This window comes from Tahibacter amnicola (assembly GCF_025398735.1).
GTDB classification, from domain to species: Bacteria; Pseudomonadota; Gammaproteobacteria; order Xanthomonadales; family Rhodanobacteraceae; genus Tahibacter; species Tahibacter amnicola.
Window position 1 is genome coordinate 4,959,775 of sequence record NZ_CP104694.1, and the last position, 14,809, is coordinate 4,974,583.

The 14,809-nt window shown below is 64.2% G+C and carries 14 protein-coding genes, 1 tRNA gene and 1 pseudogene; 8 read left to right on the plus strand and 8 right to left on the minus strand.

The genetic code is table 11. The annotated features are described in order from the left end of the window. Window positions 1-26 precede the first annotated feature (26 nt). Window positions 27-518, minus strand: a complete 492-nt coding sequence (folK, locus tag N4264_RS19430) for a 2-amino-4-hydroxy-6-hydroxymethyldihydropteridine diphosphokinase (RefSeq protein ID WP_261693892.1) — start codon at window positions 516-518, stop codon at window positions 27-29. After that, entirely contained in the window at window positions 515-1,867 is a 1,353-nt protein-coding gene (gene pcnB / locus N4264_RS19435; RefSeq protein WP_261693893.1) for a polynucleotide adenylyltransferase PcnB, read from the minus strand. Before pcnB ends, folK begins: the two co-directional genes overlap by 4 nt. Window positions 1,868-1,967: 100 nt before the next feature. Here pcnB and N4264_RS19440 point away from each other — a divergent pair. Beyond that, window positions 1,968-2,043 (plus strand) — tRNA-Glu (locus tag N4264_RS19440). Window positions 2,044-2,082: 39 nt separating this feature from the next. After that, on the plus strand, window positions 2,083-2,406 hold the full coding sequence (gene fdxA / locus N4264_RS19445; RefSeq protein WP_261693894.1) for a ferredoxin FdxA: 324 nt from the start codon (window positions 2,083-2,085) through the stop codon (window positions 2,404-2,406). 28 nt (window positions 2,407-2,434) lie between these two features. Here the strand turns inward: fdxA and N4264_RS19450 are convergent, their stop codons facing one another. Both N4264_RS19450 and dapA read right to left on the minus strand, forming a co-directional pair. Further along, window positions 2,435-3,082 (minus strand): hypothetical protein, encoded by a 648-nt coding sequence (locus N4264_RS19450; protein WP_261693895.1) that lies wholly within the window; start codon window positions 3,080-3,082, stop codon window positions 2,435-2,437. Further along, entirely contained in the window at window positions 3,045-3,929 is an 885-nt protein-coding gene (gene dapA, locus N4264_RS19455; protein ID WP_261693896.1) for a 4-hydroxy-tetrahydrodipicolinate synthase, read from the minus strand. The genes N4264_RS19450 and dapA overlap by 38 nt, the downstream gene beginning before the upstream one ends. A gap of 117 nt (window positions 3,930-4,046) precedes the next feature. On the opposite strand from dapA, the gene N4264_RS19460 reads away from it, so the two are divergent. The 3 genes from N4264_RS19460 (at window position 4,047) to N4264_RS19470 (ending at window position 6,566) form a co-directional block, all read left to right on the plus strand. Further along, the gene (locus N4264_RS19460) at window positions 4,047-4,631 is read left to right on the plus strand and encodes a glycine cleavage system transcriptional repressor (RefSeq protein WP_261693897.1); all 585 of its coding nucleotides are present in this window, start codon (window positions 4,047-4,049) and stop codon (window positions 4,629-4,631) included. A 2-nt stretch (window positions 4,632-4,633) separates the two neighbouring features. Next, the gene (locus N4264_RS19465; RefSeq protein ID WP_261693898.1) at window positions 4,634-5,095 is read left to right on the plus strand and encodes a peroxiredoxin; all 462 of its coding nucleotides are present in this window, start codon (window positions 4,634-4,636) and stop codon (window positions 5,093-5,095) included. A 79-nt stretch (window positions 5,096-5,174) separates the two neighbouring features. Then, window positions 5,175-6,566 carry a PhoH family protein gene (locus N4264_RS19470; protein WP_261693899.1) on the plus strand — a complete coding sequence of 464 codons (1,392 nt, stop codon included), beginning with the start codon at window positions 5,175-5,177 and terminating at the stop codon, window positions 6,564-6,566. Between the two features lie 161 nt (window positions 6,567-6,727). Here the strand turns inward: N4264_RS19470 and N4264_RS19475 are convergent, their stop codons facing one another. Then, window positions 6,728-7,765 (minus strand): hypothetical protein, encoded by a 1,038-nt coding sequence (locus N4264_RS19475; RefSeq protein ID WP_261693900.1) that lies wholly within the window; start codon window positions 7,763-7,765, stop codon window positions 6,728-6,730. Window positions 7,766-8,197: 432 nt separating this feature from the next. Here N4264_RS19475 and thiD point away from each other — a divergent pair. The 3 genes and pseudogenes from thiD (at window position 8,198) to N4264_RS19490 (ending at window position 11,655) form a co-directional block, all read left to right on the plus strand. Next, window positions 8,198-9,027, plus strand: a pseudogene (thiD, locus tag N4264_RS19480) (bifunctional hydroxymethylpyrimidine kinase/phosphomethylpyrimidine kinase). 52 nt (window positions 9,028-9,079) lie between these two features. Then, window positions 9,080-9,340, plus strand: coding sequence for a hypothetical protein (locus N4264_RS19485; RefSeq protein WP_261693901.1), 261 nt, complete (start codon window positions 9,080-9,082; stop codon window positions 9,338-9,340). Beyond that, entirely contained in the window at window positions 9,337-11,655 is a 2,319-nt protein-coding gene (locus N4264_RS19490) for a hypothetical protein (RefSeq protein ID WP_261693902.1), read from the plus strand. The genes N4264_RS19485 and N4264_RS19490 overlap by 4 nt, the downstream gene beginning before the upstream one ends. 70 nt (window positions 11,656-11,725) lie before the next feature. Here N4264_RS19490 and N4264_RS19495 read toward each other — a convergent pair whose 3' ends face one another. The 3 genes from N4264_RS19495 to N4264_RS19505 form a co-directional block, all read right to left on the minus strand. After that, window positions 11,726-12,373, minus strand: coding sequence for a hypothetical protein (locus tag N4264_RS19495; protein ID WP_261693903.1), 648 nt, complete (start codon window positions 12,371-12,373; stop codon window positions 11,726-11,728). 299 nt (window positions 12,374-12,672) lie between these two features. Then, window positions 12,673-12,846, minus strand: coding sequence for a hypothetical protein (locus tag N4264_RS19500; RefSeq protein ID WP_261693904.1), 174 nt, complete (start codon window positions 12,844-12,846; stop codon window positions 12,673-12,675). A gap of 142 nt (window positions 12,847-12,988) precedes the next feature. Then, window positions 12,989-14,749 carry a hypothetical protein gene (locus N4264_RS19505; protein ID WP_261693905.1) on the minus strand — a complete coding sequence of 587 codons (1,761 nt, stop codon included), beginning with the start codon at window positions 14,747-14,749 and terminating at the stop codon, window positions 12,989-12,991. Window positions 14,750-14,809 lie beyond the last annotated feature (60 nt).

A 14,809-nucleotide genomic window follows, 5' to 3' on the forward strand; every position in this document is an offset into this window, starting at 1 on the left:
ATTATCCCGGCTGAGACGCACTGCACTCAAGGCACATTGTCCAGACGCCGGCAGCCCGTGGTATCGACCCGGGCCAGCAGGTCCGCAACGCGTCCCAGACCGGGGACCTGCCGGTCAGCCGCCAGTTCCGCCAGGGGCAGCAGCACAAACGCGCGTTCCGCCAGGTGCGGGTGGGGCACGACAAGACCGGGCTCGGAGAGTACGCAGTCACCGTAGAGCAACACATCGAGATCCAGGGCGCGCGGCCCCCAGCGGCCTCCGTCGCGCACGCGACCGGCGGCCTGCTCCACCTTCAGCAGCACCGCGAGCAGATCCGCCGCAGCCAGATCGGTGTCGATCTCCACTACCGTGTTGATGAAATCCGGTTGATCCGATCGCCCCCAGGGCGGCGTCAGATAATGCCCCGCTGCCCGTACGCGCCCATCGCGTGCGAAAGCAGCCAGGCGGATCGCGGCCTCATCGACGATGCGCCGCGAATCCCCGACATTGCTGCCAACGCCAATATAGGCAAGCGTCACGTCGCCTCGGGTGCGTCACCCGATCCACCGCCGGGCGCCTTTTTCCGGCGCCGACGCCGGCGCTTCTTCGGTGCGCCGGCCTTGGGCAAGGCCGCGGCAGGCTGCGCTGCCTGGTTGAGCATCTCGTCGAGCGCGTCCGGTTGCGCCGCATGCGCCTGCCCCCACCACTCCACCAATGGCTTGAGCGAGTTGTCGGCCTGGGCGCGCACGACGAGGAAATCGTATGCGGCACGGAAACGCGGATGCGCGAGCAAACGGAACACGCGCTTCTTCATACGTAGCTCGAAGCGCGGCTGCAGCGACCAGATTTCCTCCATCACCAGCGAGAACCGTCGCGGAATCGCAACCCGCGCCGACTGCTCGGCGATCACCGAGCCACCAGCGTTCGCCCACGCGGCTGCCGGGTCCATGCCCGAGCTGATGCCGCGTTCGACACGCTCGCGCACGGCGCCCCACAACAACACCGCGAACAGGAAAGCCGGCGTGACGGACTTTTCCGCCTTGACCCGCTGGTCAGTGTTCTTGAGTCCCCACTCCACCAGCGCCCGGAACTCGGCGCCATCGCTGTGGCGCAGCGCCGCGGCGGTGGCCGGGAAAACAAAGCCAAGCAGGCCGGACCGGTCCAGCTCCCGGAAACTGGCCTGACCGTGACCGGCCAGAAACAGCTTCAGTGACTCATCAAACAGCCGCGCCGGCGCGGCATCGCACAGCAACTGGCCCAGGTGGGCGAAAGGCTGCTGGGCCGTCTGGTCGATGGAGAAACCCAACTTTGCCGCCAGCCGGACGGCGCGCAGCATCCGCACCGGATCTTCCCGGTAACGCTGGTCCGGATCACCGATCAGATGAAGGACCTTCTTGTCGAGATCCTCCATGCCGCCCACATAGTCGCGGACGCTGAAATCTGCAATGTTGTAATACAGCGCATTGACGCGGAAATCACGACGGATCGCGTCTTCTTCGATCGTGCCGTAGACGTTGTCACGGACGATGCGGCCATCGACCACATGCCGGTCGACATTGCCTTCCTCGCCGGTTCCACGGAACGTCGCCACTTCGACGATTTCCTGCCCGAACACGACGTGCGCCAGGCGGAACCGGCGCCCGATCAGGCGGCAATTGCGGAACAGGCCGCGCACCTGTTCGGGTGTTGCATTCGTCGCGATATCGAAATCTTTGGGGTGTCCGCCCAGCAACAGGTCACGCACGGCACCGCCCACGAGAAAGGCGTCATAGCCCGCCTCGTTCAGGCGATACAGAACACGCAGCGCGCCGTTGCTGATATTTCGCCGCGAGATACCGTGCTGTTCACGCGGAATGACGCGCAACGTCGGCTTCGCCGGCTCAATCACCGGTGTCGGTTCGGCCGTTTTTTCGGGTGTCCGGCGTCTTCCCAGAGGAATTGCCCGACGAATGAATTCCGTTATACTTCGCACGCTTGATCCTCGAAGCGCTCCCTTCGTCTAGTGGCCTAGGACACCGCCCTCTCAAGGCGGGAACACGAGTTCGAACCTCGTAGGGAGCGCCACTTTACTCCCTTTATCCTCTCGCGCAGACCCGATCTCGCATGCCCTTCGTTGTCACCGAAAACTGCATCAAGTGCAAGTACACGGACTGCGTCGAAGTATGTCCGGTGGACTGCTTCCACGCCGGCCCGAACTTCCTCGTGATCGATCCGGAAGAGTGCATTGACTGCACCCTGTGCGAACCGGAATGCCCGGCTAACGCCATCTATCCGGAGGACGACGTCCCCGGCGGTCAGGAGCATTTCATCGCGCTCAATGCCGAGCTGGCGAAGACCTGGCCCGTCCTGACCGAACGGCTCGAACCGCCCGCCGACGCCAAGGAATGGGACGGCAAACCGGGCAAGCTCGCACAGCTCCAACGTTAGTTTACTGCCGAATCCGGGGTGAAGCGGCTCAACCGAGCCGCTCGCGCAACAGCGCTACCACCTTCTGCACCGCCGCACCGTCGCCGCTGACACTGACGCGGCTACCGTCGCCGTCACTGCTGACACCGACACTGACCTTCTGAACCGACGTCTCCACGCGCTTGCGCGTGAACAGACGCTTGAAGAACCCGCCGTCATCGCCCGTCGTCCGGGTGACTTTCACATTCACTTCGTACGTGTGGAGCGACTCGTCCCGCTTGGCGATGTCGCCAAGATTGGCACGTTCCAGGGCCTTGCCAATCCGCTGCCAGGCGCTGTCGACCGTGTCGTTCACGTGCAGGCCGTCGATGCCGACGCTGGTCGAGCCCGCCGCGCGGCGAGCCGCAGTGTCGGAGGCGGCGCCGCCGCGGCCTTCGGGCACGATCAATTCGCTGCTGGTGGCCGGGGTTTCCAGATCCGGCGGCACTTCCAGCGGACGCGCCTCGACGGCTTTGTCCCAATCCGACCGCGACTTGAACAGGTTGCACCCGCCCAGGACCAGCGGAACCAACGCAACGAGCAACACCGAGCGGATCGCGGACTTTGAGTTCACGGAAAGACCTTCATCGAAATTGGAGACAGGCTGCGCGACGCGCACCTCAAACGGCGGCATCTTGCAGGCTTCGAACCAGCTCACGCAAGGGTTCGCGGTGGGGCAGGCTCAGGGAGGTCAACGGGAGACGGACCCGGGCGGTGCCCAGTCCGAGCTCGCCCAGTGCCCATTTCAACGGGATTGGGTTGGATTCCCAGCCCAGCGCATCGAACAGCGCGTCCAGCCGCGCCCCGAACGCCTCGGCCTGGGCGCGATTCCCGCGAACGGCCGCGTCACACATAGCGTGGAACAGTCGCGGTGCCACGTTGTTGGCCACCGAAATCACACCGTCGGCGCCGTCGAGCAGGCTGCGCAAGGCGGTACTGTCGTCGCCGGACAACACGCTGAACCCGTCCGAACGCAGGGCGATCAAGTCGCGCATGCGGGCGGCATCGGCAACGGCTTCCTTGATGCCGACCACACGCGGATCCGGCGCCAGGGCCGCCACGGTCTGTGGCTGCATGTCGCAGGCCGTACGGCCGGGCACGTTATAGAGAATCACCGGCAAGCCACCCAGTTCGGCCACCTGCTCGTAATGGCGCACCAGCCCTTCCTGGGTAGGACGCACATAATAGGGAGTGACGACCAGGGCAGCATTCGCCCCACAGGCTTTTGCACGCTGGGTGGTGGCGACCGTCTTGCGGGTATTGGCACCGCCGGTGCCCGCGATGACGGGAATGCGGCCACGCACCTGGCTAACAGCGAACGTCAGCAGACGCTCGTATTCCGCCTCATCCAGTGCATGCGCTTCACCTGTCGAGCCGGCGACCACGACGGCGGCGGTTCCTCCGGCAATCTGGAACTCGATCAGACGCCCGAAGGCATCCAGGTCGAGCGCGTCGTCCGCGCCAAACGGCGTGGCTAACGCACAGATGCTGCCCGAGAATTTCAAGGTGCGAAGTCCGCTGGCCAAAGAGCGGCGGATGTTACTTGCGGCCCCCTGACGTGGCAAGTATTCTCGGCCCCATGCCGGCGCGGGTCGGCCTAACCTCCAGGCGACGCACGGACCGTGAAGCAAGCAGGTAAATCCGCCCTTACCGAACCCGCCCCCCGCCCGACGGCGAACGAGAATTTCCTACTGATCAGCGCCTTTGCGCCCCAGCCCGAGTCACCGCTGGTGGCCGTGACGCGACGTATTACCGAGTGCGGCTGCAACCTGGTCGATGCACGTGTCTCCACGCTCGGTGCCGACGTTTCCGTGCTGGCGCTGGCGGTCGGGCCCTGGGATGCGATTGCCAAGCTCGAAAATGCGCTGAACAAGCTCGAACGCGGCGAAAACCTGCGCATCATGCATTTCCGTACCGGCCCGAAACCGGTGCAGAACACCCTGCTGCCCTACGTCGTGGAAGTGATCGCGGCTGACCGGCCGGGCATCCTCCACCAGCTGGCGGAGTTCTTTGGCCGCCGCGGCATTACGATCGAACAGCTCCACTCCACCCGGTACCGCGCCATGCAGACCGGCGCGGACATGTTTTCCGCCCAGGTCACCGTCGGGATTCCCGCCACGACCCATATCGCCGCCTTGCGCGATGATTTCCTGGAGTTCTGCGACGGCCTGAATCTTGACGCCATCATGGACCCGATGAAGTTCTAAGCATGCCTGAAGTCGGTTCAAAAGCTCCCTCACTCAAAGGCACCACGGCGGACACGACGCCACTCGCGCTCTCGTCATTCCGCGGACAATGGGTTGTTGTGTACTTCTACCCCAAGGACAACACCCCCGGCTGCACCCGCGAGGCCCAGGATTTCCGCGACCTGAAGCCCGAATTCGCCAAGCGCAACGCCATCGTTATCGGCGTTTCACGCGATTCGGCCAAGAGCCACGCCGGATTCACCACCAAACAGGCGCTCAACTTTCCGCTGGTTGCCGATGCCGACGAAGCCTGGTGCAAGGCCTTCGACGTGATCCATGAGAAGGTGCTCTACGGCAAGCGCTATCTGGGCGTGGTCCGCAGCACCTTCCTGATCGCGCCCGACGGGCGCATTGCGAAGGTCTGGCGCAACGTCAAAGTACCCGGCCACGCGGCCGAGGTGCTCGGAAGCATCCCGCCGGCGTGAGCACGGCGCGCGTTCCCACGATCCGCATTCCGGCTACCGCCGGCGCTCCACTTGTCTGTACCCCGCCCGAGGCGACCCCATGACCCGAGGCAAACGCATCTACGTACTCGATACCAACGTGCTCATGCACGATCCGACATCGCTGTTCCGCTTCGAGGAACACGATGTCTTCATTCCGATGACCGTCCTGGAAGAGCTGGACAACGCCAAGAAAGGTACGTCGGAAGTCTCCCGCAACGCACGCCAGGTCAGCCGCTTCATCAACGAACTGATCGTTCACGGCAACGATCGCAAGATTGAAGAAGGCCTGGACCTCGTCTCGCCGCAAGGCGTCAATCTCAATCGCGGCAAATCCGTCGGGCGGCTCTATTTCCAGACTCGCTCGCCCGAATCCAGCACGACCCGCACCAAGGCTGACAACCAGATCCTCGCCGCCGTCCTGATGTTGCGCGAACAGCATCAACGCGTCCCGGTCGTACTGGTCACCAAGGACATCAATCTTCGTATCAAGGCGTCGATCTACGGCATCACGGCCGAAGACTACGAGAACGACCGCGCGCTCGACGATTTCAGTCTGCTGTATTCCGGCCATACGGAGCTGCCCGAGACGTTCTGGACGCAGCATCAGAAAGACCTGAAGTCCTGGCAGGAACGCAACCACACGCTGTACGAGGTCAAGCTGCGCAAGGACGAGGAATGGTTCCCGCACCAGTGCCTCTATATTCCCGATGGCGACGACACGCTGGAACTGCGCGTGATCGAAGTGCGCGATGGCCGCGCCAAGTTGCGGCTGATGGACGACTACACCGGTTCGCACAATGTCTGGGGCATTACCGCACGCAACCGCGAACAGAACTTCGCGCTCAACCTGCTGATGGATCCCGACGTCGATTTCGTCACCCTCCTCGGCACCGCCGGCACCGGCAAGACACTGCTGGCACTGGCAGCAGGCCTCGCACAAGTCATGGACCAGCAGCGCTATCGCGAAATCATCATGACCCGCGCAACGGTCTCCGTCGGCGAAGACATCGGCTTCCTTCCGGGTACCGAGGAAGAAAAGATGACGCCGTGGATGGGCGCCCTGACCGACAACCTGGAAGTGCTCACCAGCCCCAGCGAAGGTGGTGCCTGGGGACGTGCCGCGACCAATGACCTGCTGGCTTCCCGGATCAAGATCCGCTCGCTCAACTTCATGCGCGGACGTACCTTCCTGAGCCGCTACGTCATCATCGACGAGGCGCAGAATCTCACGCCCAAGCAGATGAAGACGTTGCTCACGCGCGCGGGGCCGGGCACCAAGATGATCTGCCTGGGCAACGTCGAGCAGATCGACACGCCCTACCTCACGGAAACAACCTCCGGCCTGACCTACGCGGTCGACCGCTTCAAGGAATGGCAGCACAGCGCGCATATCACGCTTCGCCGCGGCGAGCGTTCGCGACTGGCTGACTACGCATCCGAGCGGCTGTAACCCACCCCTGCCGGGCGGCGCGGAAAGCGCCGCCCCTCGCCCACGGGCCACCCGCTTCTTCGCTACGCGACGCCGCTAACGCTCACCGATCGATCCCGATCGCGGGCAAGAAAAAGGGGGCATAAAGCCCCCGAACGTAAGCCCATGGTTCGTGGAAGTCGTCAGAAGCGGGTGGTCCACACCGCTTCAAATTCAATTTCGTTGCCGGCCAGCCGATTGCGGGCGGCGTAGTTCGCCGGACCCGCCAGCATGTACTGCGCCGGCGCATAGCTCGCCATGAAGCGCAATTCGCCCGTGTTGCTGGTCGCCAACGCGTAGCTCAGATCAAGACTGTATTCGGAAACCTCACCCAGCAGCTGGTCGAGCAGGTTCGATGTCGGTGCCGGCTGGGTGCGCGTGCTGTAGCGCAGGCCAACTTCGCCGGCATTCCCGCCCAGCCAGGTGAAGCCGGCGCTGTAGACGTCCAGATCATCCCAGGCGAAACGCGGGCTGTTGCCGCTGCCCAATGCCGCCAGGAAACGACGCGGCAGGCCCGGGCTGGTGAAGGCCCGGATCTCGCTGTACATCACGCGCTCGGCCGACAGTTCGACCCGGAGCTGCGGCAGTACGCTGTATTCAAAGCCTACCGATGCCGCGGAGGGGATATCAAAATCACCGGGATCGGCGTAGACGCCACGGTAGCTGCTGAAGGCGTCCATATTGACACGCGACTGGTAGCTGGCTTTCCAGCGCAGGCGGCGCGTCAGCAGATCGCTCATTTCCAGCCGGACGCCGCGTCCATAGGACACTTCACCGGCCGGCGTCGCCGCCAGCGCGGCATCGTTGGTCATTTCGCCGGCACTGAACGTGGCGTTGGCGAAACGCTGATAAGCAAACAACGCGGAAACCGACCAGTGCCCGCTCGTGCCCCAGCCGTGCAGATAGGACGGCGCAACGATGTAGCGGTGCAGGCCCGGACGCACTTCGGGAATCAGGTGCGGTGTACGGTCATCGGACTGCCGCGACGGCACGCCGCTGACCAGACCCGATTGCAGGCTCACGCCAACAGCGGCGTCGTTGCCGACAGCCAGGTAGGCGGAAGCAGTGGAGCGATGGCCCACGAGGTCAAGCAGCGCGGGCGCCTCGACGGCGACCTCCGGCTCTGCCCAGGAGTAGCTGGGCTGGATCGACTGGCGCGCGTATTCGTGCCAGCGGACCATGACCGATTCGCCCGGACTGTAGCTCTCCGCAAAAGCGTACGGGGACACAACGCAGAAAGGGAGCGTCAGGCCAAAACTGATCGCTCCCATCGATTTCCTGAACGCTGCTGTTGCGTTTGCCCGTAGCATGAGCGGTAGTGCGGCTTCCGTGGCTTGTGGTGATTGTCGGCGCGGATTTTGGCAATAACGCAACACCGCGTCAAGCACGCAACACGCCCGGAAACCGAATAGTTCCGGCGTCTTCCGCCGATCGCGGTGATGTCTGCCCCCGACCGTGTTGCTAATCTGCCACACCCCGCTACACTCCGGCACCACACCTTTGCGGCGTACATTGGGTGACCAGGGCGCTCCCCGTGACAGGAATGTCAGCCGGATACCGTACGTAAAGGAATGCTGACCTCCCCCTATCGTCGTTCCCTGTAACGCTCCCCGATGCCTCGAGCCGTCCCGCCCCTCTCCGCCCTGACCATCGCCGGATCCGACAGCGGTGGCGGCGCCGGCATCCAGGCCGACCTGAAGACCTTCGACGCCTTTGGCATCCATGGCCTGTCCGCCATCACCGCCATCACGGCGCAGAACACCCGGGGCGTCACCGCCGTGCACACGGTGCCGCCGTCAAACGTCGTCGCGCAGATCGCGGCGACGCTTTGCGACTTCCAGGTAGGCGCGGTGAAAACCGGAATGCTTGCCCAGTCAAGGATCGTCCGCGCCGTCGCCGGCGAACTGGCGCCGGTGCGCCATCTTCGCTACGTGCTCGACCCGGTCATGATCTCGACGACGGGTGCACGACTCCTCGACGAACGTGCCGTCAGCGCCGTGCGGGATCACCTTTTCCCCCTGGCCACCGTTATCACGCCGAATATCCCGGAGGCAGAAGCACTGACCGGGCGCCGGCTGCGAACCGAGCGCGACATTGAGCGCGCGGCAAAAGAGCTCCTGGCAGCGGGCGCCCACGCCGTGCTACTCAAGGGGGGCACCGCGGTGGAAGCACGGTGGTCGATCGCCTGTACAGTGATGGACAATGCCACACTTTCTCCCATTCGCGTCTGCCGCGCCGCGGCCACGGCACGGGTTGCACGCTCGCCTCAGCCGTCGCAGCGGGACTGGCGCTGGGGTGGAACCTGGTCGAGGCCTGCCGCACGGGCACCGACTACGTGCATGCCGCGCTGGAACGAAGTTACCGGCCCGGGCGCGGTAAGATCGATGTACTCGGCCACCGGGCGGCCGCTGATGTGCCCGCGGGCCGTGCCCGCCGGACGTAACGAATCCATCCTTGGACATTGTATGAACCGTATGCGTTATCTCCCTCTCGCCATGGCTGCCGCCATTCCGTCCCTGGCTTCCGCTGCAGGCGGGCCCACCTTCGAACCCCTCGGCCGCCCAGCCGATGCAGCCCTGCACGCCGACGCCAGTCCGATTCATAAACCGCAAAACAAGATCCTGCCGGCACCGCGAGTGAGTGAAGTACGCCTGGTGCCCGGGCCGGACGGGCAGTTGCGGCAGGTCTGTCGCGACATCCCCAATCCTGCGCTGAACAAGAACAAGGCCGCCAACGCTGACGGGGCCGCCCAATGAACAAGCGCGTCTTCCTTGCGGCCAGCGCGCTCGCGCTGTCAAACGTGGCCCTCGCCGCGCCCACCATCGGCCTGCAGAGCGGACAGTCCGCCAATTTCACCATTCCGGCGGGCAATTTTTCGACCACGTACTACATCGATGTCACGGCCAGCACCGAGCAGCTGGCCATCGACCTGGACAACGTGGGCGCCGGCGACACCGACGTGATGCTGCGCTATGGCCAGCCGTTCGCCGACAGCACGGCCGCAGGCGCCGCGCCGGATTACGACCTGTTCCTGCAGTACGCGCATTACCGCGGCGTCAGCCAGGGGGCGGATGAATCGCTGATCGTGCAGAAATCCAGCACGATTCCGCTGCGCGCGGGCCGCTGGTACCTCGCCGTCATCAACGGCGCCAACAGCGCGCAGAACGTGCGCCTGACCGCAACGCTCCGCGCCACGGTTCCCACCCGCGGCCTGGAATTCGAATTCGACCGCGCCGGCCCGGATTGCGACATCGCGCCCTGGAACGACACGACGCCCGTTACTGCGGTCGACGGCAACCCCGGCACCACCCGCGGCGAACAGCGCCGCAATGCCCTGATGCGCGCCGGCGAACTGCTGTCGCAACAGCTGCAGTCGCCCTCCGCCGTACGCGTGCGCGCCTGCTGGGAAGCCCAGGGCGGCAGCCCGGAGGAAGGCGCCACCATCGCCTATGCCGGCCCGACAAACTTCATCTTCGACAGCACGGACTTTCCCTCGCCCTGGCTGCCCGACAAGTACACCTGGTACGCCATCAGCGAAGTGGTCCGCCTTTCCGGTACCACGCAATGCGGTGCCGTGGGCGGCGCGTGCGGCGATCCCGAGATCAGGGCCGTGTTCAACACGGACCTCGATCCGCCGAACAACGTGCTGAACGCACCGTTCTATTACGGCTACACCGGCGCCAGCAAGCCGCAGCGTTCGATCGACTTCATCTCCACATCGATGCACGAACTGATTCACGGCCTGGGTTTTGTCGGCCTGGTCAATGTCGACGACGCCGACGGTGCTATCGGAGAACGCGCCAGCACACAGTCCGGCGTGGAATACGACGACATCTTCGACAAGCAGCTGGTCTACGTGAATACGGCCGACCGCACCTACGCGCCGTTCCTCAGCAATAGCGTCACCGACGCGCAACGTGCCGCGGCACTCGTGTCGCAGGACGGCCTGCGTTGGGCTGGCGCCGAAGCCGTCGCCTCGGAAGCGAATGCCAATCGCAACCAGGCCGCACCCGACAGCTTCCCGCTGATGTTTGCTCCCTGCGAGCGCGATGCCGTTTCAGATCCCTGTGCCACCACGCCGGGCTCGACGCTGTCGCACACGGTGCAGGCGGGCGACCTGATGAATGCCTATGACAGCGGCGAGTCCAACCGCTCGATGGGTCTGGCGCTGCCGATGCTGCACGCGCTGGGTTGGTCGTACGTCGCGGCACCGGCCCGTACGTATACGGCGCCGATCAGCGGCAACTGGTTCGATCGCACGCGTAACGGCCATGGCATCGACTTCCAGCTCTTCTCGCGCGATGCGGTGAACGGCGATCTCTACTTCGTCGTCTTCTACACCTTCGATAGCAATGGCGCGCCGGAGTGGTACATCGGCCTGGGCCGACTGGTCGACGGCGTTTTCATCGGTGCCAAGGAAAGCCACGGCATCTCGCTGCAGCGCCTGGTCTACAACGCCAGCACGCACAGCAGCCAGCTCGACACCAGCTCGGCCGGCCACATGGTCATCGACTTCAACCAGGCCGCCAGCTCCCCGTCGTGCCGCACGCCAGACCGCAGCGGACTGCCGCGCCTGGGCGTGATGAGCTGGACGATCCGCAACGAATCGGCCAAGTGGTGTATCGAGCCCGTCGTGCAGCCGGAAGCGCACACCACTCCGGACTTCGCCGGCCACTGGTATGGCGGCACCGCCGATCCCGGCTGGGGCATGGAGGTCGTCACGATCAAGAACGGCACTGCGCAACCCACGCTCGTCGCCATTCTCTATTACCCCGACTCCCGCGGTTTCTCGCGCTGGGCGATCGCCTCGGGCAACGTCAATCTCGCCAACACCGGCACGATGACGCTGACCGAGGTCACCAACGGTTACTGCCGCACGTGCACGCCGCCCGCCACACCCACGCAGACCCGCAACGTCGGCACGATCCAGTTCCAGCTCACCGCGCCGACACGGACGGATCCACCCGATGGCGCCAACCGCGTGACCATCAACATCAATATCCCGGGCACAGCCCAGTTCGCGCGCACCAACGTGCCGCTGACCCTGCTCTCGGCACCACCGGGACTGTAAAAGCCAAAGGCCGGCGCAACGAAGGTTGCGCCGGCCTTTTCAGTTGTATCCGCGTCGCGCCCCGCGCACCCTACTCCGCAAGGGCAGTCTCGCAGACGCTGTCGTCATCGCACACGGCAGGTCGGGCCTGCGGTTTCGTCTCGCGCGTACGAATCTCTTCCAGCGTGTTCCGGATCATCGCCCGGAGATCGCCCAACGCACGCGCTTCCGCGAGCGATAAGTACGTGCACGCAACGTCCCGTAGATCCGAAAACTCCTGCGCCAGGACGCCGATCAGGTCCACGTAGTGCCACGCGTTGTCCGGATCCAGTTCCAGGCCGGACAGGAACTGCCAGGCACAGCCCCGCAACTCCGCCAGGCATTGTGCGCGCGAGCCGGCAACACCTTCTGCCGGTTCGCCAATGGCCAGCTGCGCCATCAGCTGCAGGCAGTACGGTCGCGCAACCGACGATGCCTTCCACCAGGCCGCGGCGAGATACCGCATCACGCTGATACCAACGGGATGACAGATCCCATCCGAGGCCGCCGCACCTTCGAGAAACCAGAATCGATGCATGGCAGTGTCGGCATCGCCCGCACAAACCAGGGCGGCCACGTCGTCCGCCGTCAGACGGTGGCCGTCTGCACCGGGAAGCGCCCAGTCCAACGCCACATGGATCCAGGGATGCTGGTAGCTGTCACCGTGTGCGGGTGACGGTACTGCCGAACGGCTGATCATAGGTCACGTACTGCCGCCTCGCGTGCGGACACAATGGCGCCATTGTCACTGCGGTGCGAAGTCCCTTCCAGCACGATTTCCAGGATTTCGGCGGACCATTTTGCCAAAATCTGGACAAAGCCCGCTGTTCCCCGAACATCCTGGCCGGGGATGATGTATAGCGCCAACCGGCTGTCACCGCTCGACCGGACGTAAAGCCGCATTCGACGTGCGCTCACGCCCGCGCAAGCCGGTCGAGAACACCCCAATATCGCTCAATCAGCGGCGCCAGCGCCTGCTGGTCAAGCGCGGCTGCCGGTTCACACCCCACGATATCGCACGGCCCACGCAGTTCGATCGCTCGCACTGTTCGACACCGCAGACGCCAGCATATGCAGCGATTTCACGCCCGGCGGACTGATCGGATCATCCGCGCGGAGAAAATGGGCGGTCAGCGTTTCGTGGATTGCCGTCAGATCGGCAGTGGTCAGCATACGGACAGACATTCGCAACGTTCGCAGACGGCGACATCGTGAGAATGTAACGGCATTCCAAAACGCACCCGGCGATCGAGCCACGTCGCGCCGGCCCGCGCCACTCGCCGCAAAGCGAGTGGCGCGGGTTCAGCACAGCACCTTACTCGGACATCCCCAGCGCACCGACGGCAACCGTCTTCCAGGCGCCCCACACGCCGTTGGTATAGACCCGCGTGTAGAGCATGCGGCCATCGCCCGAAAGGACGTCGAACTTGGCCTCGCCATTGGGCGTCTTGCCCTGGCTGATGCTCTTGATCGGCGGCGCGCTGGGCAGACCGAGGCCCGAAGCGTAGCCCGTCGTCCACGGCGTCCATACCGTGCTACCTGGCGTCGAATAGCGGTAGTAGATCGTGTTGCCATCGTCAGCCAGCAGCATCTGCTTGATCTTGTTGCCGATAGCGGGATCCGGTCCCGTCTGGTCAAAACTGCGGATCCGCTGCAGATTCGGGATGCCCAGGCTGGCGACGGACGTGTCGACCTGCGGGCCCCATGCACCATTGACATAGGTGCGCGAACGGATCGTCTTACCATCACGCGTCACGAAGAACTGTTTCGGCTTGAGACCCGTATCCGGCCCCTGACTGAAGGAGCGAATCGCTTCCAGCCCGATCGCCGCCGACGTCGGGAAACTGCGCCAGGGCTTCCAGCCGTTGTCATACACACGCTCGATCATCGTGCGTCCGTCCGAGGAGATCGCCAACTGCTTGGTGAACGGCGTTTCCACGTCCGGATTCGACTGGTCGAAGGTACTGATGTCGGTCACCGCACCGCACGTTCCCACCGGCGGCAGCGGGTCCCCTACGCGACGTGCCACATCCGGCCAGGCTCGCGATACATTCGTCGGGCTTGCCGCATAGAGGCCCTTCACCATGCAGCGCACCTTGTCCAGGGTGCCGACGGCGATATAGGTCTCGGACTCGATCAGAGCGGGTTCGTTTCCGCCCCAGCTGCGGGTGACGGTCAGCTTCGACGTGTTCTCGGCCGGTGATCCCCCATGATGCCCGGAGAAGTCGAACATATGCCCGCGGTACTGGAAGTCGCCTCCCCGTGACTCATAGGGCGACCACATGGCAATGGCATTCAGTCCATTGGCGTCGGAGAAAATGAGCACGGTGTTCGCGTGCTCCTCCGCCGGGTGATCCGGATGCGTGGGATAGCTGTGAATCTTCTGGTATTCCCAGGTTTCGCCCGTGCCGGGATCCATTCGGAAATGCCGCGTGAAGTTTTCCTGCAGGTAGATCGTCGGCAGCTCCGCATAGGCCAGCGGATAATCCGCCGCCAACTGCATATGCGCCATGTACCGGATCACCTGTGGATACCCCGGCACACCGACCTGGATTTCCTTGCGGAAAATCTCCGGCGACACGATCTTGTCGGTGCAGTATTGCCAGGGATACGGCAGCGGTCGGGCGCGTGTCAGCCAATACGCGGGACTGGTACTCGTCGCCCAGCTGGCCGGGCCAACCTGGTACGAATTGAGCACCGACGACGACGTCGGACCAGTGCCATCGAAGTCACTGCCCGCCTCCGTTGGCATCAGGCATTCCGGGCCCGGATCCAGCGACACCGCCATCTGCAGGCCGCGCCCGTGATCAAAAGCGTCAATAAACTCCGTACCGTTGTAGTACAGGTGCTCAATCGCACCCGCAAAACGATCCGATGCAACCAAGGTCAGAACACCATTGCCAAACTGCGCATCGCCACGCCCAAGACCCGCCGCACCGAAGTCACCACTGGGCGACAACAGCTCAGGATCGACAGCCGACTCCGCAGCATGGGCCACGCTAGACGCAGACAAGCAAGCGAGGATTCCGGCAGCCAGCGTGCGAGCGCGGCCAATCCCGGTATTCAGGGTAAACATTGCATTACTCCAAAAGGCCTCAAGTGGAGGCAATTGGCAGTACGCAACAAGTTGGCGGAT